This window comes from Pseudomonas oplopanacis (genome assembly GCF_057128725.1).
Map to the genome: position 1 here is coordinate 176,929 of NZ_JBSKHV010000003.1, position 22,702 is coordinate 199,630.

The following is a 22,702-nucleotide window of genomic DNA, read 5'->3' on the forward strand; positions in this document are numbered from 1 at the left end:
CCATGACCGCGCCATGGCAGCCGTTGCTCGATTGGTGGTTCGGAACTTCCGGATCAGCGAAAGAAACAGCGGCCGCCAAGGGCAAGTTATGGTTCGGCAAGCGCGACAGCCAGGACCTCGAAGCGCAAACGCGTTTCGGGGACTGGGTCGAGCAGGCACTGGCCGGCGGATTGACTGACTGGGCGCAACGCCCTGAAGGTTGGCTGGCTCTGGTGCTGCTGCTCGATCAACTCCCGCGAATGATCTATCGCGACACTCCCAAATCCTTTTCCGGCGACTTCAGGGCTCAGGCACTGGTGGCGCAAGGCATTGCTGCGGATTTTGATCAGCAGTTGCTGCCGATTCAGCGTGTGTTCATCTATCTGGTGTTCGAGCACAGCGAAAACCTCGCAGTGCAGAATGAAGGCGTCTCGCGCTACATCGAATTGGTGGCGCAACAACCAGAGATCGATCGGGCGCTGTTCAGCGATTACCTGGATTATGCCGAGCGGCATCGGGACGTGATTGCGCGGTTTGGACGGTTTCCGCATCGCAATGCGGTGTCGGGAAGGGAGTCGACGGCTGAGGAGTTGGCGTTTCTTTCCCGGCCTGGATCCAGGTTCTAAAGTTTCATTGCGGCTGATGCTGTCTTCGCGAGCAGGCTCGCTCACAGGGGATTTGTGAACGACACAAATCAAATGTGGGAGCGAGCCTGATCGCGAAGGGGCCCTGAAAAGCAACTTAGATCCGGAAGCTACCCACCAGCTGCTTCAACCGCGCCGCCTGCTGCTCAAGATCCGCACACGCACGCAAGGTCGACTGCAAGTTCTCCACCCCTTCCTGGTTCAAGGTGTTGATCTCGGTGATGTCGACGTTGATCGACTCCACCACAGCGGTCTGCTCTTCCGTCGCCGTCGCCACCGACTGGTTCATCCCGTCGATTTCACCAATGCGCTGCGTCACGCTGCCCAGGCGTTCGCCGGCCTGGTTAGCGATGCCGACGCTGCTTTCGCTCTGGCGCTGGCTGTCGGTCATGGTGCTCACCGCTTCACGGGCGCCGACTTGCAGCTCCTCGATCATCTTCTGCACTTGCTGCGCCGAATCCTGAGTGCGGTGGGCGAGGTTGCGCACCTCGTCCGCCACCACGGCAAAACCACGACCGGCTTCACCGGCACGAGCCGCTTCGATGGCCGCGTTCAGGGCCAGCAAGTTGGTCTGCTGGGAGATGCTGGTGATCACTTCCAGAATCTGTCCGATGTTCACGGTGTTGCTGTTGAGCGTTTCGATGTTGCCGCACGAATCGCTGATCTTCGCCGACAGCTGCTGCATCGCCGCGATGGTCTTGTCCACGACTTGCTGACCATCTTCAGCCAGGGCCCGGGCATCGCTGGAGTGTTGCGAGGCGAGGGCGGCGTTCTGGGCGATTTCCTGGGCGGCGGCGCCCAGTTGGTTGATCGCTGCAGCCACGCTGCTGGTGCGCGAAGCTTGCTGGTCGGAGTTGAACATCGAAGAGTTGGAAGCCGCCACCACACGCAGGGCCACTTCGTTGACCTGGCCGGTGGCCGAGGACACTTCGCGAATCGAGGTGTGAATACGCTCTACAAAACGGTTGAACGAGGTGCCCAGTGCGCCGAATTCGTCCTGGCCGTGGATGGTCAGGCGTTTGGTCAGGTCACCTTCACCTTCGGCGATGTCATGCATCGCGCGGCCCATGGTCAGCAGCGGCTGCATCAGGAAGCTGATCAGCATGCCCAGCAACGCGATGATGATCACCACGGCGATGACCATGGCGATGATCGCCGAGGTGCGGAATTCACTGAGCATCGAGAACGCGGTGTCCTGATCCAGCACCAGTGCCACGTACCAGTCCGCCGACGGCACGCCGTTGACGTGGGTAAAGGAGATGAACTGGGTCTTGCCGTCGAACTCGACTTCTTTCAGGCCCGGGCTGACTTTCGGCGCGCCGTTCGGATAGGCGTCGGCCAGTCCTTTGAGCACCAGTTTGCTGTCCGGGTGGATCAGGATCTTGCCGTCGGCGCTGACGATAAACGCATGGCCGTGGCCGCCGAAGTTCAGCGAGTTGATGATCGCGCTGACGCTGGACAAGTCGATGTCCGCACCGGCAACGCCGATCATCTGGCCCTGATTCTTCACGGGCGTGGCGACGGTGATCACCAGTTTGCCCGAAGACGCGGCGATGTACGGTTCGGTGACGATGGTCTGTTGCGCGCTGTTGGCGGCCTTGTACCAGCCACGGGCGCGAGGATCGTAGTCGGCAGCCCGATTGCCGGCCGGGATCGAGAACATCACACCGTCAGTGCCGCCGAAATAGCTCAGCTGGAAGTTGCTGGTGTAGGCCGGCAGGTCGATGGCGCGTTTCAGGCTGGCGGGTGCGCTGCCATCCACGGCGATCTGCTGGGATAACGATTGCAGCAACTGGATACGGCTTTCCAGCCAGGTCTGGATGTTGCTGGTGGTCAGGCTGCCGAGTTCCTGCATCGAGGATTCGGTACTGCTGCGCAGGGTCTGGCGCTGGCGGTAGTCGTTGAACAGGATAAAGCAGGCGAACGCGACGGCGACCACGAGGGCGGCTGCCAGCAAGATCTTGTGGCTGAATTTCATGTTTCTGGTCATTAAGTGCACTACCGCGGAGGGGCTGATCAGCGAGGGGCGTCAATTCGCCACAGTCGAGGGCTTTACGCTGCTTCTATGTCGACTGGCCAGCGCCAAAGATTAGGCACCTTTGTGCAAAAACTGACGAATGACGCAATGGCGCAAGAAAGTGGCTGATTTTTCGAAAAAAGGCAGACGAGTGGCCTGATAAATAGCGTCGCGGTCGGGGAACCAGATGGGGGTTTTCTCTTCTAAGCTTCAGCTTGGCAGCCATGCCATTCCCCTTCGCTCCAGGAGTTTCACCATGTCGTTGCGATCTCTCGCCTTGCTCTCGTTCTGCGTGTTGTTGGCCGCATGCAGCAAGGTCAATCAGGAAAACTACTCGAAACTGTCGACCGGCATGCCTAAGGCCGAGGTCGAAACGTTGTTGGGTAAACCTGCTGATTGCTCGGGCGCGCTCGGCATGTCCAGCTGCACCTGGGGCGACAAAAACAGCTTTATCAGCGTGCAGTACGCCGGTGACAAAGTATTGATGTTTTCCGGCCAAGGCCTGAAGTAAACCGGGGCGTTGCGCCCACGGGAGAAAAACAATGAAGCGGTTATTACTCGTACTTTTTGCCGGCCTGGTATTGGCTGGCTGCGCCACTTCTGGCCATGATTCGCTGGCGCCAAAAACCGTCAACAGCGTCAACCTCAAGCGTTACCAGGGAACCTGGTACGAGTTGGCTCGCCTGCCGATGTATTTCCAGCGCGACTGCGCGCAGTCCGAAGCCCATTACAGCCTCAAGCCTGACGGCAACATGGCGGTGTTGAACCGCTGCCTGACGCCGCAGTGGCAGTGGGAAGAGGTCAAGGGCACGGCTTATCCACAGGTGCCGGGTAAATTCGACAAGCTGTGGGTCGAGTTCGATACCTGGTTTTCTCGACTGCTGCCCGGTACGGCGAAGGGCGAATACTGGGTGTTGTACGTCAGCGATGACTACAAGACGGCCATTGTGGGTGACCCGAGTCGCAAGTACCTGTGGCTGCTGTCGCGGACTCCGAAGGTCAATGGCGTAGTGCGAGAGGAATTGCTGAGCAAGGCGCGTCAGCAGGGTTACGACACCACGCGGCTTATCTGGCGTGCGACGGATACGCAGATGGCCAAGACCTCGAACTGACGGTTAGCGCATAGCAAGTGTGGGAGCGAGCCTGCTCGCGAAGGCGGACTGTCAGTCAACATCTCTGTTGAATCTGATGGCCCCTTCGCGAGCAGGCTCGCTCCCACAGTTGTTTGGGGTTAGCTCAGGAGATCGCGCAGGACCTGGGTGAACGCGCGGTTGCTTTCTTCTTCCGCGGCATGACGCCCGTTGCGCACCACCCACTGGCCATTGACCAGCACATCGCGAACCTGACGATCACCACCGGCAAACAACCAACGATTCAGAATCCCGTCGCCACTGGCCGTCGCCAGGTACGGATCGTTACCGTCCAGCACCAGCCAATCCGCACGCTTACCGACTTCCAATGCGCCAATCGGCTGACCCAGCGCCTGAGCTCCGCCATCCAATGCTGCGTCGTACAGCGTGCGACCGACCATCGGTTGCTCCGCGCCATACAAACGATTACGCCGCTGATCGCGCAGACGCTGGCCGTATTCCAGCCAGCGCAATTCTTCCACCACGCTCAACGACACATGGCTGTCGGAGCCGATGCCCATGCGTCCGCCCTGAGCGAGGAAATCCACCGCCGGGAAAATCCCGTCGCCAAGGTTGGCTTCGGTGGTCAGGCACAAACCGGCAATGGCGCGACTCTTGGCCATCAGCGTGACTTCTTCGGCATTGGCGTGAGTGGCGTGAACCAGGCACCAGCGCTGATCGACTTCGGTGTTTTCGTACAGCCATTGCAGCGGACGACGACCGCTCCAGGTCAGGCAGTCGTCGACTTCCTTCTGCTGTTCGGCAATGTGAATGTGCACCGGGCATTGCTTGTCGCTGGCGGCCAGCACTTCGCTGATCTGTTGTGGTGTGACTGCGCGCAACGAGTGGAAGCACAAGCCCAGCGACTGCGCCGGTTGCTGCGCCAGGATCGGCTGCAAGCGCGACTGAAGTTTCAGGTAGTTTTCGGTGCTGTTGATAAAGCGGCGCTGGCCTTCGTTGGGTGTCTGGCCACCGAATCCGGAATGGCTGTAGAGCACCGGCAGCAGGGTCAGGCCGATACCGGCGGAGCGGGCGGCCTGGCTGATGCGCAGTGCCAGTTCAGCCGGGTCTGCGTAAGTCTGGCCGTTGGTGTCGTGGTGCACGTAATGAAATTCCGCGACCGAGGTGTAACCGGCCTTGAGCATTTCGATGTACAGCTGACGGGCGATCACGCCGAGTTGGTCCGGGCTGATTTTTCCGACGAGGCGATACATCAAATCGCGCCAGGTCCAGAAACTGTCGTTCGGATTACCCGCGACTTCCGCCAAGCCGGCCATCGCCCGCTGGAAGGCATGGGAGTGCAGATTCGGCATACCCGGCAGCAGCGGACCGCTTAGCCGTTCGGCGCCATCTGCGTGGGAATCGGCCTGGATATGGGTCAATACGCCCTCGGCGCTGACCTCAAGACGTACATTGTTGGCCCATCCACTAGGCAGCAGCGCGCGTTCGGCAAAGAAGGCGGACATGGTTCAGCACCCCATCGTGTGTTATTTGTATATACATATACAGACGTTTGCCTGCTCGGTAAACTCCGGCAAGCTAGCAACCTTTATCAAATGAACAGGGATTAACCGTGCCGACTCCGCCCCAAGTGTCACCGTTGGCCGCGAACATGGGCGACAGTCCGGCGCCCTTGTACGCCCGCGTCAAACAGATGATCACCCAGCAAATCGACAGTGGAAACTGGCCGCCGCACTACCGCGTTCCGTCGGAAAGCGAGCTGGTCAGCCAGTTGGGTTTCAGCCGCATGACCATCAACCGCGCATTGCGCGAGATGACCGCCGACGGTCTGTTGGTGCGCATGCAAGGCGTGGGCACGTTCGTCGCCGAGCCAAAAAGCCAGTCCGCGCTGTTTGAAGTGCACAACATCGCCGACGAGATCGCCTCCCGTGGCCATCGCCATACTTGCAAGGTGATCACCCTTGAAGAAGAGGCTGCCGGCTCCGAACGTGCGTTGGCGCTCGATATGCGCGAAGGCCAGAAGGTTTTCCACTCGCTGATCGTGCATTTCGAAAACGATATCCCGGTGCAAATCGAAGACCGTTTCGTCAACGCGCTGGTCGCCCCGGAATACCTCAAGCAGGATTTCACCCTGCAAACGCCGTACGCCTACCTGAACCAGGTCGCGCCGCTGACGGAAGGCGAGCACGTGGTCGAGGCGATTCTGGCCGAGGCGTCCGAGTGCAAGTTGCTGCAGATTGAAAAGGGCGAGCCGTGCCTGCTGATTCGTCGCCGCACCTGGTCCGGCCGTCAGCCAGTGACCGCCGCCCGTTTGATCCACCCCGGTTCCCGTCATCGTCTGGAAGGTCGGTTTCATAAATAGAGAGCCACAAATGAAATCCAAGGTTTTACGCGCCAAAGATTACCCACGCATGCCCTGGAAAAACGGCGGCGGCAGCACTGAAGAAATCACCCGCGATGCGGGCGTTGGCCTTGAGGGTTTCGGCTGGCGCCTGTCGATTGCCGACATCGGCGAGTCGGGGGACTTCTCGACATTCACCGGTTACGAGCGGGTCATCACCGTGCTGCAAGGTGACGGCATGACCTTGCGGGTCGATGGCCAGGACACGCATCCGTTGTTACCGCTGCACCCGTTTGCCTTCAGTGGTGAGAGCGAAGTGTCCTGCACATTGCTCGGCGGGCCGATCCGCGACTTCAACCTGATTTATGCGCCGCAGCGTTACAGCGCGCGGTTGCAGTGGCTGGCGGGTGAGCAGCGGTTTTTCAGTTCGGCGGGTACGGTGCTCGTGTTCGGTGTCACCGACGAAATTGAAGTGAAGGTCGGTAACAGCGCCTCACAACTCGGTCGCCATGATTGCCTGCAACTCGACGGTAACGTTGGTCTGCTGGAAGTCTCCCTTAGCGGCCAGTGTTGCGTGATCGAGCTGACAGCACGCTGATTAACTGCTGAACAAATCTAATGTGGCGAGGGGGCTTGCCCCCGTTGGGTGGCGAAGCCGCCCCCCCCATCACTACAACAATTTTGCGACTGCTGCGCAGCCGAACGGGGGCAAGCCCCCTCGCCACAAAAAGCGGTCTTTCCTCCTGTTCCCCAACGCGCACCATCTTGTTACCGAACGCCCCAGCGTGGCGCAAAGCCGCGCTCAAGTAACAGCTACTCCCCCTCGCGCAATCTCCCCCCCGAAAAATTTCATCTCCGCCAAAACCCTTGATCTACAAGCCTCCCAGCCCCTCCAAAACTTTTCTTGAACACCCATCCAACAAGTTGGCCGCTTGATTGCATATGCTTGTATGTACAAGTAAAGACGTATGCGTATGAGTCACGAAGGCTCAACCGTCGTCCACTGATTCGCCGGTGTGCACTGATGCCCATCGGCTTGCTCGCCCACTGCCTGGGTTGGTTTTGGATTGATTGCTGAGGAGTTCTTTTCGTGACTAAATTTCGTGATGTTGAAATCCGTGCCGCACGCGGTAACAAGCTGACCGCCAAGAGCTGGCTGACCGAAGCGCCGCTGCGCATGCTGATGAACAACCTCGACCCGGAAGTCGCCGAGAACCCTAAAGAACTGGTGGTTTACGGTGGTATCGGTCGTGCAGCACGTAACTGGGAATGCTACGACAAGATCGTCGAGAGCCTGACCAACTTGAACGACGACGAGACCCTGCTGGTGCAATCCGGCAAGCCAGTCGGCGTGTTCAAGACCCACACCAATGCACCGCGCGTGCTGATCGCCAACTCCAACCTGGTGCCACACTGGGCGAGCTGGGAACACTTCAACGAGCTCGACGCCAAAGGCCTGGCCATGTACGGCCAGATGACCGCCGGCAGCTGGATCTACATCGGCAGCCAGGGCATCGTTCAGGGCACCTACGAAACTTTCGTCGAAGCCGGTCGCCAACACTACAACGATGACCTGAAAGGTCGTTGGGTCCTGACCGCTGGTCTGGGCGGCATGGGCGGCGCTCAACCTCTGGCCGCTACCCTGGCTGGCGCTTGCTCGCTGAACATCGAATGCCAGCAGGTCAGCATCGATTTCCGCTTGAACAGCCGCTACGTCGACGAGCAGGCCAAAGACCTCGACGACGCGCTGGCCCGCATTGAAAAATACACCAAAGAAGGCAAGGCGATTTCCATCGCGCTGCTGGGTAACGCCGCTGAAATCCTGCCGGAACTGGTTCGTCGTGGCGTACGCCCGGACATGGTCACCGACCAGACCAGCGCCCACGACCCGCTCAACGGTTACCTGCCAGCCGGCTGGACCTGGGAAGAGTACCGCGCTCGCGCCAAGACCGAGCCTGCTGCCGTGGTCAAAGCCGCCAAGCAATCGATGGCCGTACACGTTAAAGCGATGCTGGATTTCCAGAAAATGGGCATCCCGACCTTCGACTACGGCAACAACATCCGTCAGATGGCCCAGGAAGAAGGCGTGGAAAACGCATTCGACTTCCCAGGCTTCGTACCGGCCTATATCCGTCCACTGTTCTGCCGCGGCATCGGCCCATTCCGTTGGGCTGCACTCTCCGGCAACGCCGAAGACATCTACAAGACCGACGCCAAAGTTAAAGAGCTGATCCCGGACGACGCCCACCTGCACAACTGGCTGGACATGGCCCGCGAGCGCATCAGCTTCCAGGGTTTGCCGGCGCGTATCTGCTGGGTTGGTCTGGGCCTGCGCGCCAAGCTGGGCCTGGCGTTCAACGAAATGGTGCGCAGCGGTGAATTGTCCGCGCCCATCGTGATCGGTCGTGACCACCTGGACTCCGGTTCGGTCGCCAGCCCGAACCGCGAAACCGAATCGATGCAGGACGGTTCCGATGCCGTGTCCGACTGGCCACTGCTCAACGCGCTGCTGAACACCGCGAGCGGCGCGACCTGGGTTTCCCTGCACCACGGCGGCGGCGTCGGCATGGGCTTCTCCCAGCACTCGGGCATGGTGATTGTCTGCGATGGTACTGACGAAGCGGCCGAGCGTATTGCTCGCGTACTGCACAACGACCCGGCGACCGGTGTCATGCGTCACGCCGATGCGGGTTATCAGATCGCGATCGACTGCGCCAAGGAACAAGGGCTGAACCTGCCGATGATTACTGGCAAATAAAAACAAGACCTGTGGGAGCGAGCCTGCTCGCGAATGCGGTGGGTCAATCAACATCGATGCTGGATGTGATGACCTCTTCGCGAGCAGGCTCGCTCCCACAAGTGCCAACAACAGAAATCGGTTATTCCCATAACAATCCACAGAGGTTGAACCATGGCTGTCAGCGAACGTGCAGGCAACAAACCGTTGATCGAGAAGCGCTCGATCGACTACATCCCGGAAGCGGAAAGACACGGTCGTCTATTTAGCCAGTTCACCCTGTGGATGGGTGCCAACCTGCAAATCACCGCGATTGTCACCGGGGCCCTGGCCGTGGTGCTGGGCGGTGACGTGTTCTGGTCGTTGATCGGTCTGTTGATCGGTCAACTGCTGGGCGGCGGGGTCATGGCGTTGCATGCGGCGCAAGGGCCCAAGCTGGGTCTGCCGCAGATGATTTCCAGCCGGGTACAGTTCGGCGTGTATGGCGCGGCCATCCCGATCGTGCTGGTCTGCCTGATGTACCTCGGCTTCACCGCAACGGGTACCGTGCTTTCCGGTCAGGCGCTGGGCCAGTTGTTTGACGTCAGCGACAGCGTCGGCATTCTGATCTTCGCCAGTGTCATCGTGCTGGTCACGGTGCTCGGTTATCGGGTGATCCATTGGATCGGCCGTGTTGCCAGTGTCATTGGCGTGATTGCCTTTGTTTATCTGTTCAGCCGTCTGATGAGCCAGGTCGATGTGGGCGCACTGTTGCAAATCCGCCACTTCAGCTGGAGCAGTTTCTTGCTCGCGGTATCGCTCGCGGCGTCCTGGCAGATCGCCTTCGGCCCTTATGTGGCTGACTACTCGCGCTACCTGCCGAGCAAGACTTCCTCGGTGAAAACTTTCTTTGCCGCAGGCGCAGGTTCGGTCATTGGCGCACAAGTGGCGATGGTCCTCGGCGTGTTCGCTGCCGCATCGGCCAACGGCCAATTCGCCGGCCACGAAGTCGCCTATATCGTCGGTCTGGGCGGTACCGGTGCCACCGCTGCGCTGCTGTATTTCAGCATCGCGTTCGGCAAGGTCACCATCTCCACGCTGAACTCCTACGGCAGCTTCATGTGCATTGCGACCATCATCAGCGGCTTCCGTGGTGACCTGAAAGTATCGCGCTTGCAGCGTCTGGTCTTCGTGCTGGTGATCGTCGGTGCGGCGACCCTGATGGCGTTGCTCGGCCAGCACTCGTTCCTCGGTGCGTTCAAGTCCTTCATCCTGTTCCTGCTGGCGTTCTTCACGCCATGGAGCGCGATCAACCTGGTGGACTACTACTGCATCACCCGCGAGCGCTATGACGTGCCGGCGCTGGCCGATCCAAAAGGTCGCTACGGCCGTTGGAACGCCCTCGGTATCAGCGTCTATGTCTTCGGTGTGCTGGTGCAGCTGCCGTTCATCTCCACCAAGTTCTATACCGGTCCGCTGGTGGCGGCCCTGGGTGATGTGGATATTTCCTGGATCATCGGTCTGGTGATTCCCGCAGCCCTGTATTACGTGTGTGCGAAAAAATGGCACGGCACCGTGCCCGATCAACTGATTCTGCCGGTCGAGCAGGACAGCATTGTACAACCTAAAACAAGCGGGACCGGTCGCGTTGCGACGCAGGCCTGATTGGACGTGGACAGGGCTGGATGCCTCTTGACTGCCGTAAGCCAATTCATGATTAGGAGCGTCACAACAATGAAATCGAACAAGACCCTGCTGACCACATTACTTTCCATGGGCCTGCTGGCCAGTGCTGGCGCCACTCAGGCTGCTGGTTGGTGCGAGTCGGGCAAACCGGTGAAATTTGCCGGCCTGAACTGGGAAAGCGCGATGCTGCTGACCGACGTGATGCAAGTCGTGTTGGAGAAAGGCTACGACTGCAAGACCGACAGCCTGCCGGGTAACTCCATCACCATGGAAAACGCCCTGAGCAGCAACGACATCCAGGTGTTTGCCGAAGAGTGGGTCGGCCGCAGCGAAGTCTGGAACAAGGCCGAGAAGGCCGGCAAAGTCGTCGGTGTCGGCGCACCTGTGGTGGGCGCAATCGAAGGCTGGTACGTGCCGCGTTACGTCATCGAAGGCGATGCCAAGCGCAAGCTGGAAGCCAAGGCTCCTGACCTGAAAAACATTGCCGATCTGGGCAAATACTCGGCGATATTCAAGGACGCCGAAGAGCCCTCCAAGGGCCGTTTCTACAACTGCCCGGCCGGCTGGACCTGCGAGCTGGACAACAGCGAAATGCTGAAGAGCTACGGCCTGGAAAGCACCTACACCAACTTCCGCCCAGGCACCGGCCCGGCGCTGGATGCGGCCGTGCTGTCGAGCTACAAGCGTGGCGAGCCGATCCTGTTCTACTACTGGTCGCCAACCCCGCTGATGGGCCAGATCGACGCGGTGAAACTTGAAGAGAAAACAGGCGTGAACAAGACCGTGACCATCAAGGTCGGCCTGTCCAAGACTTTCCACGAGCAAGCCCCGGAACTGGTGGCCGTGCTGGAAAAGGTCAACGTGCCAATCGACATCCTCAACCAGAACCTTGGACGCATGACCAAAGAGCGGATCGAGTCGCCAAAACTGGCCAAGATCTTCTTGAAGGAACATCCTGAAGTCTGGCACGCATGGGTGAGCGAAGACGCAGCCAAGAAAATCGACGCGGCCTTGTAGGTTGAGCCTCTCCGACTGCCTGTAGCGGCAGTCGGACGCTTGATCGCAACCCCTTGATTGAGAGTCTCTTATGTTTCCCGAAAGCTTTACCTTTTCCATCGCCGACTGGGTCAACGGTTGGGTCGATGCGCTGGTCACCAACTACGGCGACGTGTTCCGGCAGATCTCTGACACGCTGCTGTGGGCCATCGTCAACCTTGAAGGCCTGCTGCGTGCGGCGCCCTGGTGGCTGATGCTCGCCATCGTCGCAGGCATAGCCTGGCACGCCACGCGCAAAGTCGTGACCACGGCCGTGATTGTCGGCTTGTTGTTCCTGGTGGGTGCGGTCGGCCTCTGGGACAAGCTGATGCAAACCCTGGCGCTGATGATGGTCGCGACGATCATTTCGGTGCTGATCGGCATTCCGCTGGGCATTCTCTCGGCGCGCAGCAATCGCCTGCGTTCGATCTTGATGCCGTTGCTGGACATCATGCAGACCATGCCGAGCTTCGTGTACCTGATCCCGGTGCTGATGCTGTTTGGCCTGGGCAAGGTTCCGGCGATTTTCGCCACCGTGATCTACGCCGCTCCCCCGCTGATTCGCTTGACCGACCTGGGCATTCGCCAGGTAGACGGTGAAGTGATGGAAGCAATCAACGCCTTCGGTGCGAACCGCTGGCAGCAACTGTTTGGCGTGCAATTGCCCCTGGCGTTGCCGAGCATCATGGCCGGGATCAACCAGACGACGATGATGGCGCTGTCGATGGTGGTGATTGCCTCGATGATCGGTGCCCGTGGCTTGGGCGAAGACGTACTGGTGGGGATTCAGACCCTCAACGTCGGACGTGGCCTGGAAGCCGGTCTGGCGATCGTGATTCTGGCTGTGGTGATCGACCGCATTACTCAGGCGTACGGTCGGGCACGGCATGAGGTGAGCAAATGAACAACGCGACCGTGAGCAAGATCGAAGTCAAAAACGTCTTCAAGATTTTCGGCAACCGTTCCAAGGATGCGCTGGCGATGATTGGCCAGGGCAAGACCAAAGACCAGGTGCTGTCCGAAACCGGCTGCGTGGTCGGCGTGAACGATCTGTCCCTGAGCATCGGCACTGGCGAGATCTTCGTGATCATGGGCCTGTCGGGTTCGGGCAAATCGACCCTGGTGCGCCACTTCAATCGCCTGATCGATCCGACCAGCGGCGCGATCCTGGTGGACGGCGTGGACATCCTGCAATACGACATGGAAGCCCTGCGCGAATTTCGCCGGCACAAGATCAGCATGGTGTTCCAGAGCTTCGGCCTGCTGCCGCACAAGACCGTGGTGGATAACGTCGCCTACGGCCTGAAAGTGCGCGGCGAGAGCAAGCAAATGTGCTCCGAGCGCGCGCTGCACTGGATCAACACCGTCGGCCTCAAGGGCTACGAAAACAAATACCCGCATCAGCTCTCCGGCGGCATGCGTCAGCGTGTGGGCCTGGCCCGCGCCTTGGCCGCAGACACCGACATCATCCTGATGGACGAAGCGTTCAGCGCCCTCGACCCGTTGATCCGCGCCGAGATGCAGGACCAGTTGCTGGAACTGCAAAAGACCCTGCACAAGACCATCGTCTTCATCACCCACGACCTCGACGAGGCCGTGCGCATCGGCAACCGCATCGCGATCCTCAAGGACGGCCGCCTGATTCAGGTCGGCACCCCGCGCGAGATCCTGCATTCGCCGGCGGATGAGTATGTCGACCGGTTCGTGCAGCGTCGGGCTGCGGTGGTTTAAGAGATTTGCGGTGACTGTGCTGGCCCCTTCGCGAGCAGGCTCGCTCCCACATTGGAATGCGTACCCCTGTGGGAGCGAGCCTGCTCGCGAAGGCGGCGGTGGAGCTGCATCAAAATTGAAGAAATACAGTTGAGGTCAAAGATGTCCCAGGCTGAAAAAATCGTTATCACTGAAGCGCAGGTCCGCTGGCAGGATGTGGTCGCCGTCGCCCGTCATGGCGCGCAGCTTGAGCTGTCGGCGCCGGTCTGGGCACGCATTGAAAACGCCCAGGGCATCGTCCAGCGCATCGTCACCAGCGGCGAGCGTGCCTATGGCATCAACACCGGGCTGGGTGCGTTGTGCAACGTGTCCCTGCAAGATGAACAACTCAGTCAGTTGTCGCGCAACACCCTGCTCAGCCACGCCTGTGGCGTCGGTGCGCCGCTGACCAACGAGCAGACGCGCGCCATCATGTGCGCCGCCGTCGTCAACTACAGCCACGGCAAATCCGGCCTGCACCGCCAGGTGGTCGAAGCCCTGCTGGCGCTGCTCAACCGTGGCATCACCCCGCAAGTGCCGTCTCAGGGTTCCGTCGGCTACCTGACGCACATGGCGCACATCGGCATCGCGCTGCTGGGCGTCGGCAATGTCAGCTATCGCGGGCAGATCGTTTCCGCTCAGCAAGCCCTGGCCGAAGAAGGCCTGCAACCGGTCAAGCTCGGCGCCAAGGACGGTTTGTGCCTGGTCAACGGTACGCCGTGCATGACCGGCCTCAGCTGCCTGGCGATTGCCGACGCCGCGCATTTGCTGCAGTGGGCCGACGTGATCGGCGCCATGAGTTTCGAAGCCCAGCGCGGTCAGATCGACGCGTTCGATGCCGAGATCATCGCGCTCAAACCGCACCCAGGCATGCAGCAAGTCGGCATCAACCTGCGCGCCGTGCTCGATGGCAGTGAAGTGATCGCCAGCAGCAAAGGCATTCGCACCCAGGACGCCTTGAGCATTCGCTCGATCCCGCAGGTCCACGGCGCTGCCCGTGACCAACTGGTTCACGCGACTCAACAGATTGAAAACGAACTCAACGGTGCCACCGATAACCCATTGGTGCTGGGCACGCCGGACAACTATCGCGTCGTTTCCCAAGCCAATCCGCACGGCCAGTCCGTAGCGATGGCGGCGGACTTGCTGGCCATCGCCATGGCTGAAATCGGCTCCATCGCCGAGCGTCGCCTCGATCGCCTGATCAACCCGCACGTCAGCGGTCTGCCGGCGTTTCTGGTGGCCAACCCGGGCGTCAACTCCGGGATGATGATCGTCCAGTACGTCGCCGCTTCCCTGTGCGCGGAAAACCGTCAATTGGCGCAACCGGCCGTGCTCGACAATTACGTCACGTCCGGCCTGCAGGAAGACCACTTGAGCCTGGGCACCAACGCCGCGCTGAAGCTGCATCGTGCGCTGGAAAACTGCACGCAGATCCTCGCCATCGAGTACTTGCTGGCGGCCCAGGCGTTTGAATTCTTGAAAGAGCAACGCTTTGGCGCGGGCACCGATGCGGCGTGGCGTCTGCTGCGCGAGCGTGTTCCTGCTTATGATCAGGACCGCTGGCTGGCGCCGGACATCGCTGCGGCCGCCGCGGTATTGAAAGAACAGAATTTGCTGCACAACGCTGTACCGAACCTGAACTGAAATCCACAACACCAGCGTGCCAAGGCGCCAGCCCCTCTCAAAAAGTCGGGAAGCGACGGACAACGGAAATTTCCGGAGCGTCTGGTTAGTTAATAAAAACTCTCAAAAGGAGAATGATGTGACTGCGCTTAATTTGATTCCCGGCCAACTGAGCCTTGCCCAACTGCGTGATGTGTATCAGCAACCGGTCAAAATCACCCTCGACCACAGCGCCTCGGCGCAGATCGAGGCCAGCGTTGCCTGCGTGGAACAGATCCTCGCCGAGAACCGCACCGCCTACGGCATCAACACCGGTTTCGGCCTGCTGGCCTCGACCCGCATCGCCAGCGAAGACCTGGAAAACCTCCAGCGCTCGCTGGTGTTGTCCCACGCCGCCGGTGTCGGCGAGCCGATCAGCGACGCGCTGGTGCGCCTGGTCATGGTGCTCAAGGTCAACAGCTTGAGCCGTGGTTTTTCCGGTATTCGTCGCGTGGTCATCGACGCGCTGATCGCCCTGATCAACGCCGAGGTTTACCCGCACATTCCACTGAAAGGCTCGGTCGGTGCTTCCGGCGATTTGGCGCCGTTGGCCCACATGTCGCTGGTGCTGCTGGGTGAAGGCAAGGCTCGCTACAAAGGCGAGTGGATGGAAGCCACCGAAGCGCTGAAAGTCGCTGGTCTGACCCCGCTGACCCTGGCTGCGAAAGAAGGCCTGGCGCTGCTCAACGGCACTCAGGTTTCTACCGCTTATGCATTGCGCGGTTTGTTTGAAGGTGAAGACCTGTTCGCTGGCGCCGTAGCACTGGGTGCGCTGACCGTTGAAGCGGTATTGGGCTCGCGCTCGCCGTTCGACGCGCGCATCCACGCTGCTCGTGGCCAGAAAGGCCAGATCGACGCCGCTGCCGCATACCGTGATTTGCTGGGCGAACGCAGCGAAGTGTCCGATTCGCACGAAAACTGCGAAAAGGTCCAGGACCCGTACTCCCTACGCTGCCAGCCACAAGTCATGGGCGCCTGCCTGACTCAGTTCCGTCAGGCTGCCGAAGTGTTGGCCGTCGAAGCCAACGCCGTGTCGGATAACCCGCTGGTGTTCGCCGCTGAAGGCGACGTGATTTCCGGCGGTAACTTCCACGCCGAACCGGTGGCCATGGCTGCTGACAACATGGCGCTGGCCATCGCGGAAATCGGCTCCCTGAGCGAGCGCCGTATCTCGCTGATGATGGACAAGCACATGTCGCAACTGCCGCCGTTCCTGGTGGCAAACGGCGGAGTGAACTCCGGCTTCATGATCGCCCAGGTGACGGCGGCGGCACTGGCCAGCGAGAACAAGGCCCTGGCGCATCCGCATTCGGTGGACAGCCTGCCAACTTCGGCCAACCAGGAAGACCACGTGTCCATGGCTCCGGCGGCGGGCAAGCGTCTGTGGGAAATGGCAGAAAACACCCGCGGTGTGCTGGCAGTGGAATGGCTGGCGGCGGTGCAGGGCCTGGACTTGCGCAATGGTCTGAAAACCTCGCCGACACTGGAAAAGGCGCGGGCGATTCTGCGTAACGAAGTGCCGTTCTACGAGAAGGACCGCTTCTTTGCGCCGGACATCAATGCCGCGACCGAGTTGTTGGCATCGCGTTGCCTGAACGAGTTGATCACGGCGAAGTTGCTGCCGAGCCTGTAACGGCCCCTTCGCGAGCAGGCTCGCTCCCACAGTGGATTGCGTAAACCCTGTGGGAGCAAGCCTGCTCGCGATTCGATTTTGAATTTGATGGAGACTCGGGATGAAAACTCTCTGGCAACACTGCCACGTCGCAACCATGGCGCAAGGCGTCTACTCGATTATCGAGGACGCGGCCATCGTGACGTCAGGTGCGCTCATTGAGTGGATCGGCCCGCGCGCTGAACTGCCGGCGGGCGAGTACCCGGCAGTCAATGATCTTAAAGGGGCCTGGGTGACTCCGGGCCTGATCGACTGCCACACCCACACGGTGTTTGGCGGTAACCGCAGCGGTGAATTCGAACAGCGTCTGCAAGGCGTCAGCTACGCGGAAATCGCCGCGGCCGGTGGTGGCATCGCCAGCACCGTGCGCGCCACCCGCGCGGCGACCGAAGATGAGCTGTTCGCCAGCGCCGCCAAGCGTCTGAAAAGCCTGATGCGCGACGGCGTGACCACGGTCGAAATGAAATCCGGTTACGGCCTCGACCTGGTCAGCGAACGTAAAATCCTTCGCGTGATCCGCCGCCTCGGCGCCGAACTGCCGGTGAGCGTGCGCAGCACCTGCCTTGCCGCCCACGCCTTGCCGCCGGAATATGCCGATCGCGCCGACGACTACATCGATCACATCTGCGCCGACATGCTCCCGGCCCTTGCTGCCGAAGGACTGGTGGACGCGGTGGACGCCTTCTGCGAATACCTGGCGTTCTCGCCGGCGCAGGTCGAGCGTGTGTTCATCACTGCACAGGAACTCGGATTGCCGGTGAAGCTGCACGCCGAGCAATTGTCGTCGCTACACGGTTCGAGCCTGGCGGCGCGTTATCACGCACTGTCGGCCGATCACCTGGAGTTCATGACCGAGGACGACGCCATCGCCATGGCCAAGTCCGGAACCGTCGCGGTGCTGCTGCCAGGCGCGTTCTACTTCCTGCGGGAAACCCAGTTGCCGCCCATGGAAGCCCTGCGCAAGCACGGGGTGAAAATCGCCATCGCCAGCGACCTCAACCCTGGCACCTCGCCGGCGCTGTCGTTGCGCTTGATGCTGAACATGGCCTGTACCTGTTTCCGCATGACCCCGGAAGAAGCCCTGGCCGGTGCAACGATTCACGCCGCCACCGCGCTGGGCATGGCCGACACCCACGGTTCGCTGGAAGCCGGCAAGGTCGCGGACTTTGTCGCCTGGCAAATCGATCGTCCGGCCGACCTGTCGTACTGGCTGGGCGGTGACCTGGAAAAACGCGTCGTGCGTCACGGCGTCGAGACAAGCGTTTAGGAGAGCAGTTGTGGATAAGGTTCTGAACTTCAAACAAGGCCGCGTGCCGCTGCTGATCAGCATGCCCCACGCCGGCCTGCGCCTGACCCCGGCGGTTGAAGCCGGGTTGATCCCCGACGCCCGCAGCCTGCCGGACACCGACTGGCACATTCCGCAGCTCTACGAGTTTGCCGCCGAGTTGGGCGCGAGCACGCTGGCGGCCGAGTATTCGCGATTCGTGATCGACTTGAACCGGCCTTCCGACGACAAGCCTTTGTATGTCGGCGCGACCACTGGTCTATACCCGGCGACGCTGTTCGACGGCATACCGTTGTTCCGCGAAGGGCTGGAGCCTTCGAAAGAAGAGCGCGCCACCTGGCTGGAGCAGATCTGGACGCCGTACCACAGCACCTTGCAGAACGAGCTGGCGCGACTGAAAGCCGAGTTCGGTTATGCGTTGCTGTTCGACGCGCACTCGATCCGCTCGATCATCCCGCACCTGTTCGACGGCAAACTGCCGGACTTCAACCTCGGTACCTTCAATGGCGCCAGTTGCGATCCGCAGTTGGCGACTCAACTGGAAGCGATCTGCGCGAAGCACACCGATTACAGCCATGTGCTGAACGGTCGTTTCAAGGGCGGTCACATCACCCGGCATTACGGTAACCCGGCCGAAAATATTCATGCGGTGCAACTGGAGTTGGGCCAGTGCACGTACATGGAAGAATTCGAGCCGTTCCGCTATCGCCCGGATCTGGCTGCGCCGACGCAAGTGGTACTCAAGGAATTGCTGCAAGGCCTGCTGGCCTGGGGCAAAACCCACTACAAACGCTAAAACCTTACACAAAACCCTGTGGGAGCGAGCCTGCTCGCGAAGGCGGTTTATCAGTGACATCAATGTCGGCTGATCCACCGCTTTCGCGAGCAGGCTCGCTCCCACATTGGTTTGGCGTTCACTTCGACACCTGACAGGAACTGTCGCCACCGTGCAAATCTCGGTCGCCACAGTTCGCTTTTACCCTCTCGCTGCTGCGTAATGTGCTGAGCACGGTGCACGAAGACACCGGCCCTCACAATAATCTGCCGCACGAGACTCTCCCGATGAAAAGACTGTTCACCCGCTGTCTCTCAATCCTCTGCGGCACGGCTCTTCTGAGCACCAGCGTCCTGGCCAGTGACGATGCTTCCTGCAAAGCCGTGCGCATGGGCGTGGTCAACTGGACCGATGTCATTGCCACCAGTGGCATGGCCGATGTGCTGCTCAATGGCCTCGGCTACGAAAGCAAGCAAACCAGCGCCGTGCAGCAAATCATCTTCGCCGGCATCCGCGACAAGCGCCTCGACATCTTCCTCGGTTACTGGAAACCGGCGATGGACAAAAACATCGCGCCGTTCGTGGCCGCCAATCAAGTGAAAGTCATGGACAAGCCGAGCTTGGCCGATGCCCAGGCGACGCTCGCGGTGCCTGATTACGTGGCCGCCGCTGGATTGAAAACCTTCGCCGATATCGCAAAATTCAAGGATCAGCTCGGGGGCAAGATCTATGGCATCGAGCCGGGTAGCGGCGCCAACACCACGATCAAAACCATGATCGAGACTAATCACTTTGGCTTGAAGGATTTCAAACTGATCGAGTCTGGTGAGGCCGGCATGCTGGCCGCCGTGCAACGGGCGGTGAATCGCAAGGAATTCGTGGTGTTCGTCGGCTGGACGCCGCACCCGATGAACATCAACATGAAGATCGCCTACCTGACCGGCAGTGAAGACGTGTACGGGCCGAACGAAGGCGCGGCGACCGTTTCCACCGTTACCGCGCCGGATTACGCCCAGCGTTGCCCGAACGTCAACCGTCTGCTGGAAAACCTGACGTTTACCGCGTCCCAGGAAAGCCAGTTGATGGTGCCGATCATGGAGCGCAAGACACCGCAGGACGTGGCCAGGCAATGGTTGCGTGATCACCCGGAAGATTTGCAGCGGTGGTTGGCGGGCGTGTCCAGTTTTGATGGCAAGGATGGCGTCGCAACCGTACAGGCCACTTTGAAAAACTGAGTTCAGATGCACGAATTGTGGGAGCGAGCCTGCTCGCGAAGAGGGTGTGTCAGACGACATTAATGGTGGCTGTCCCTCCGCCTTCGCGAGCAGGCTCGCTCCCACATAGTGGTTTTAGCCTCCCTGAACGAACTGGCACCAGGCTCATGACTACCTACCCGCTTTCCGAACAGATGACGGCCTTCGTCGAGAAGACTGTCAGCTTCAACAGCACCGACACCAGCCTCGCCGGTCTGCGCCTGGCCTACAGCGAGATGTGCCGGGCGTTCACCCCGCCACGTCCTGAAGGGCTCTACGTCGTCGATTTCGCTTTGGCCGGTGTGGCCGTCAGGTCTTACCAGCCACACGCCACGCCATCGTCCGATGCATGCCCGTGCATTGTGTATCTGCACGGTGGCGGATGGGTGGTCGGCGATCTGGATTCCCACGACTTCATCTGCGCCGAGCTCGCCTCCACACTCGGTGTGTTGGTGATTGCCGTTGATTACCGCCTGGCGCCGGAACATCCGTTTCCGGCGGGGTTCGATGATTGCCTCAAGGTCTGGCGCGCGTTGCGCACCGGGCCGTTCCAGCTTGATCCCGAACGGACGCTGGTGATGGGAGACAGTGCCGGCGGCAATCTGGCTGCGGCATTGTGCCTGGCGCTGCGCGATGCCCACGAACCACTGCCCGCTGCGCAGGTCCTGATCTATCCGGGACTGGGCGGCGATCAACAGTCGCCATCGCGCAGCGAATGTATCGATGCGCCGTTGCTCAGCAGCAGCGATGTCGATTGCTATCACGCCTTGTACTTGCGCGGCAGCCGACAGCCGGGTGCCTACGCCATGCCGTTGCTCGCCGGGAATTTCGGTGGACTGCCGCCGGCCTTGATTGCCGTCGCGCAATTCGACCCGCTGCGCGATGACGGCGTGCTGTACGCCGAGCAACTGGAAGCCGCCGGCGTGGACACCACGTTGTACTACGGCGAAGGGCTGGTTCACGGCTGTTTGCGCGCACGCGGCCAGGTCGCCGAGGTCGACGCACTCTATGAAACGCTGCTCGGGTTTTTGGCTGACAGACTCTGACGCTGCAAGGGGCATGCTCATTGACGTAATTCGGGTTTATGATGCCGGACGGCAGAATAATAGAAGTCCCCCCAGGGATGACCTCGACCCCTTACGGAGCGCGCAATGCAGACTTTGTACCCACAGATCAAACCCCACGCCCGGCACGATCTGGCCGTCGATGACACCCATACGCTCTATGTCGACGAAAGCGGTTCACCGGAAGGTTTGCCGGTGGTGTTCATCCACGGCGGCCCCGGCGCCGGGTGTGATGCCCAGAGCCGGCGGTATTTCGATCCAAACCTGTATCGCATTGTCACCTTTGACCAGCGTGGTTGCGGTCGCTCCACCCCCCACGCGAGCCTTGAAAACAACACCACCTGGGATCTGGTCGCCGACCTTGAGCGAATTCGCAAGCATCTGGGCATCGACAAATGGGTGCTGTTTGGCGGCTCCTGGGGTTCGACCCTGGCGCTGGCCTACGCACAAACCCATCCGGAGCGTGTCCACGGCCTGATCCTGCGTGGGATCTTTCTCTGCCGTCCGCAGGAAATCGAGTGGTTCTACCAGGCAGGCGCCAGCCGTCTGTTCCCCGATTACTGGCAGGACTACATTGCGCCGATCCCGCTGGACGAGCGCGGTGACTTGCTCAGCGCTTTCCACAAGCGCCTGATCGGCAACGACCAGATTGCCCAGATGCATGCGGCCAAGGCCTGGTCCACGTGGGAAGGCCGGACCGCGACGTTGCGTCCGAACCCGCTGGTGGTCGATCGCTTCTCGGAGCCTCAGCGTGCGTTGTCAATTGCACGCATCGAATGTCACTACTTCACCAACAATGCCTTCCTTGAGCCCAACCAGCTCATCCGTGACATGGGCAAGATTGCCCATTTGCCCGGTGTGATCATCCACGGTCGCTACGATGTGATTTGCCCACTGGATAACGCCTGGGAATTGCACCAGAACTGGCCGAACAGTGAATTGCAGATCATCCGTGACGCCGGCCATGCCGCCGCCGAACCGGGCATCACCGATGCGCTGGTTCGGGCTGCCGGCCAGATGGCGCGCCGCTTGCTCGACCTGCCGCCCGAAGAAGCATGAAGGGGCTGTTGCAACGCGTACGAGGTGCGCGAGTCGAGGTTGCGGGGGAAGTGGTGGGGGCGGTCGACCAGGGGTTGCTGGTGCTGGTCGCCGTCGAGCCCGAGGATACTCGGGCCAGCGCCGACAAACTTCTGAATAAGCTGCTTAACTATCGGGTATTCAGCGACGCCGAGGGCAAGATGAATCTGTCCCTGGCGGATGTCGGTGGAGGGTTGCTGCTGGTCTCACAGTTCACCCTGGCTGCTGACACAAAAAGCGGGCTGCGTCCGAGTTTTTCGACCGCGGCCCCTCCCGCGTTGGGTGAGGAGCTATTCGACTATCTATTAGGCAAAGCGAAACAGGTGCATGGCACTGTGGCATCAGGTAGATTCGGCGCGGATATGCAGGTGCACCTGGTCAACGATGGCCCGGTAACCTTCCTGTTACAGACCTGAAAGCGCTTGAAACAACTTTTTAAGGGCTTTTCGACTGTAAACAGGCGTTTTTCGCGAGAAATACTTTGTTGCGCCTGATGCGTTGTAACGCGGCCTACTAGATAATCGCGCGCTACGGGGATCGGCGTTCGTTGGTCCATTTTGACTTAGGTAGAGACTTGTCCTGGACCGTTTGGGGAATCATTTAGCCCCATCGGAGTCGGAACAATGCTCGCCAACTTGGCAAGAGTGGTTTGC

Annotated in this window: 20 protein-coding genes and 1 pseudogene; 18 read left to right on the plus strand and 3 right to left on the minus strand. The window is 60.4% G+C overall.

The features are described from left to right. Positions 1 to 2 precede the first annotated feature (2 nt). Complete coding sequence (locus tag ACWKV5_RS08790; protein ID WP_483840968.1) at positions 3 to 605, plus strand: DUF924 family protein; 603 nt, start codon at positions 3 to 5, stop codon at positions 603 to 605. Between the two features lie 115 nt (positions 606 to 720). On the opposite strand, the gene ACWKV5_RS08795 is transcribed toward ACWKV5_RS08790, so the two are convergent. Beyond that, entirely contained in the window at positions 721 to 1,485 is a 765-nt protein-coding gene (locus ACWKV5_RS08795; protein ID WP_370694468.1) for a methyl-accepting chemotaxis protein, read from the minus strand. A 93-nt stretch (positions 1,486 to 1,578) separates the two neighbouring features. Beyond that, positions 1,579 to 2,613: pseudogene (locus tag ACWKV5_RS08800) on the minus strand (HAMP domain-containing protein); the annotation flags it as partial. A gap of 283 nt (positions 2,614 to 2,896) precedes the next feature. On the opposite strand from ACWKV5_RS08800, the gene ACWKV5_RS08805 reads away from it, so the two are divergent. Then, positions 2,897 to 3,151, plus strand: coding sequence for a hypothetical protein (locus ACWKV5_RS08805; RefSeq protein ID WP_007949003.1), 255 nt, complete (start codon positions 2,897 to 2,899; stop codon positions 3,149 to 3,151). 31 nt (positions 3,152 to 3,182) lie between these two features. Further along, positions 3,183 to 3,752 carry a lipocalin family protein gene (locus ACWKV5_RS08810; protein ID WP_483840969.1) on the plus strand — a complete coding sequence of 190 codons (570 nt, stop codon included), beginning with the start codon at positions 3,183 to 3,185 and terminating at the stop codon, positions 3,750 to 3,752. A gap of 119 nt (positions 3,753 to 3,871) precedes the next feature. Here ACWKV5_RS08810 and ACWKV5_RS08815 read toward each other — a convergent pair whose 3' ends face one another. Beyond that, entirely contained in the window at positions 3,872 to 5,236 is a 1,365-nt protein-coding gene (locus tag ACWKV5_RS08815) for a formimidoylglutamate deiminase (RefSeq protein WP_483840970.1), read from the minus strand. 146 nt (positions 5,237 to 5,382) lie between these two features. Here ACWKV5_RS08815 and hutC point away from each other — a divergent pair, with 146 nt between their 5' ends. From hutC to dtd, 15 genes are all read left to right on the plus strand, one after another. Beyond that, positions 5,383 to 6,093 carry a histidine utilization transcriptional repressor HutC gene (gene hutC / locus ACWKV5_RS08820; protein WP_172825957.1) on the plus strand — a complete coding sequence of 237 codons (711 nt, stop codon included), beginning with the start codon at positions 5,383 to 5,385 and terminating at the stop codon, positions 6,091 to 6,093. Between the two features lie 10 nt (positions 6,094 to 6,103). After that, positions 6,104 to 6,670 carry a HutD/Ves family protein gene (locus ACWKV5_RS08825; protein ID WP_483840971.1) on the plus strand — a complete coding sequence of 189 codons (567 nt, stop codon included), beginning with the start codon at positions 6,104 to 6,106 and terminating at the stop codon, positions 6,668 to 6,670. Positions 6,671 to 7,162: 492 nt separating this feature from the next. Beyond that, positions 7,163 to 8,830: a urocanate hydratase gene (gene hutU / locus ACWKV5_RS08830; protein WP_483840972.1), complete on the plus strand. Its 1,668-nt coding sequence runs from the start codon at positions 7,163 to 7,165 to the stop codon at positions 8,828 to 8,830. A 153-nt stretch (positions 8,831 to 8,983) separates the two neighbouring features. After that, positions 8,984 to 10,453, plus strand: coding sequence for a purine-cytosine permease family protein (locus tag ACWKV5_RS08835; protein WP_483840973.1), 1,470 nt, complete (start codon positions 8,984 to 8,986; stop codon positions 10,451 to 10,453). Positions 10,454 to 10,522: 69 nt separating this feature from the next. Beyond that, the gene (locus ACWKV5_RS08840; protein ID WP_483840974.1) at positions 10,523 to 11,491 is read left to right on the plus strand and encodes an ABC transporter substrate-binding protein; all 969 of its coding nucleotides are present in this window, start codon (positions 10,523 to 10,525) and stop codon (positions 11,489 to 11,491) included. A 70-nt stretch (positions 11,492 to 11,561) separates the two neighbouring features. Beyond that, positions 11,562 to 12,413, plus strand: a complete 852-nt coding sequence (locus ACWKV5_RS08845) for an ABC transporter permease (RefSeq protein WP_483840975.1) — start codon at positions 11,562 to 11,564, stop codon at positions 12,411 to 12,413. Further along, positions 12,410 to 13,240, plus strand: coding sequence for a quaternary amine ABC transporter ATP-binding protein (locus ACWKV5_RS08850; protein ID WP_007948989.1), 831 nt, complete (start codon positions 12,410 to 12,412; stop codon positions 13,238 to 13,240). Before ACWKV5_RS08845 ends, ACWKV5_RS08850 begins: the two co-directional genes overlap by 4 nt. A 141-nt stretch (positions 13,241 to 13,381) precedes the next feature. Then, positions 13,382 to 14,905, plus strand: coding sequence for a histidine ammonia-lyase (hutH, locus tag ACWKV5_RS08855; protein ID WP_483840976.1), 1,524 nt, complete (start codon positions 13,382 to 13,384; stop codon positions 14,903 to 14,905). A 118-nt stretch (positions 14,906 to 15,023) separates the two neighbouring features. Then, a complete protein-coding gene (hutH, locus tag ACWKV5_RS08860) occupies positions 15,024 to 16,556 on the plus strand; it encodes a histidine ammonia-lyase (protein WP_483840977.1) in 1,533 nt (510 codons plus the stop codon). Between the two features lie 100 nt (positions 16,557 to 16,656). Further along, a complete protein-coding gene (hutI, locus tag ACWKV5_RS08865; RefSeq protein ID WP_483840978.1) occupies positions 16,657 to 17,862 on the plus strand; it encodes an imidazolonepropionase in 1,206 nt (401 codons plus the stop codon). A gap of 10 nt (positions 17,863 to 17,872) precedes the next feature. Further along, positions 17,873 to 18,676, plus strand: coding sequence for an N-formylglutamate deformylase (gene hutG, locus ACWKV5_RS08870; RefSeq protein WP_483840979.1), 804 nt, complete (start codon positions 17,873 to 17,875; stop codon positions 18,674 to 18,676). 266 nt (positions 18,677 to 18,942) lie between these two features. Beyond that, a complete protein-coding gene (gene choX, locus ACWKV5_RS08875; RefSeq protein WP_483840980.1) occupies positions 18,943 to 19,890 on the plus strand; it encodes a choline ABC transporter substrate-binding protein in 948 nt (315 codons plus the stop codon). Between the two features lie 146 nt (positions 19,891 to 20,036). Further along, on the plus strand, positions 20,037 to 20,954 hold the full coding sequence (locus tag ACWKV5_RS08880) for an alpha/beta hydrolase (protein WP_483840981.1): 918 nt from the start codon (positions 20,037 to 20,039) through the stop codon (positions 20,952 to 20,954). Positions 20,955 to 21,059: 105 nt separating this feature from the next. After that, complete coding sequence (pip, locus tag ACWKV5_RS08885; protein WP_483840982.1) at positions 21,060 to 22,031, plus strand: prolyl aminopeptidase; 972 nt, start codon at positions 21,060 to 21,062, stop codon at positions 22,029 to 22,031. Then, positions 22,028 to 22,465 (plus strand): D-aminoacyl-tRNA deacylase, encoded by a 438-nt coding sequence (gene dtd, locus ACWKV5_RS08890; RefSeq protein WP_034148582.1) that lies wholly within the window; start codon positions 22,028 to 22,030, stop codon positions 22,463 to 22,465. Before pip ends, dtd begins: the two co-directional genes overlap by 4 nt. The last annotated feature ends 237 nt before the right edge of the window (positions 22,466 to 22,702 follow it).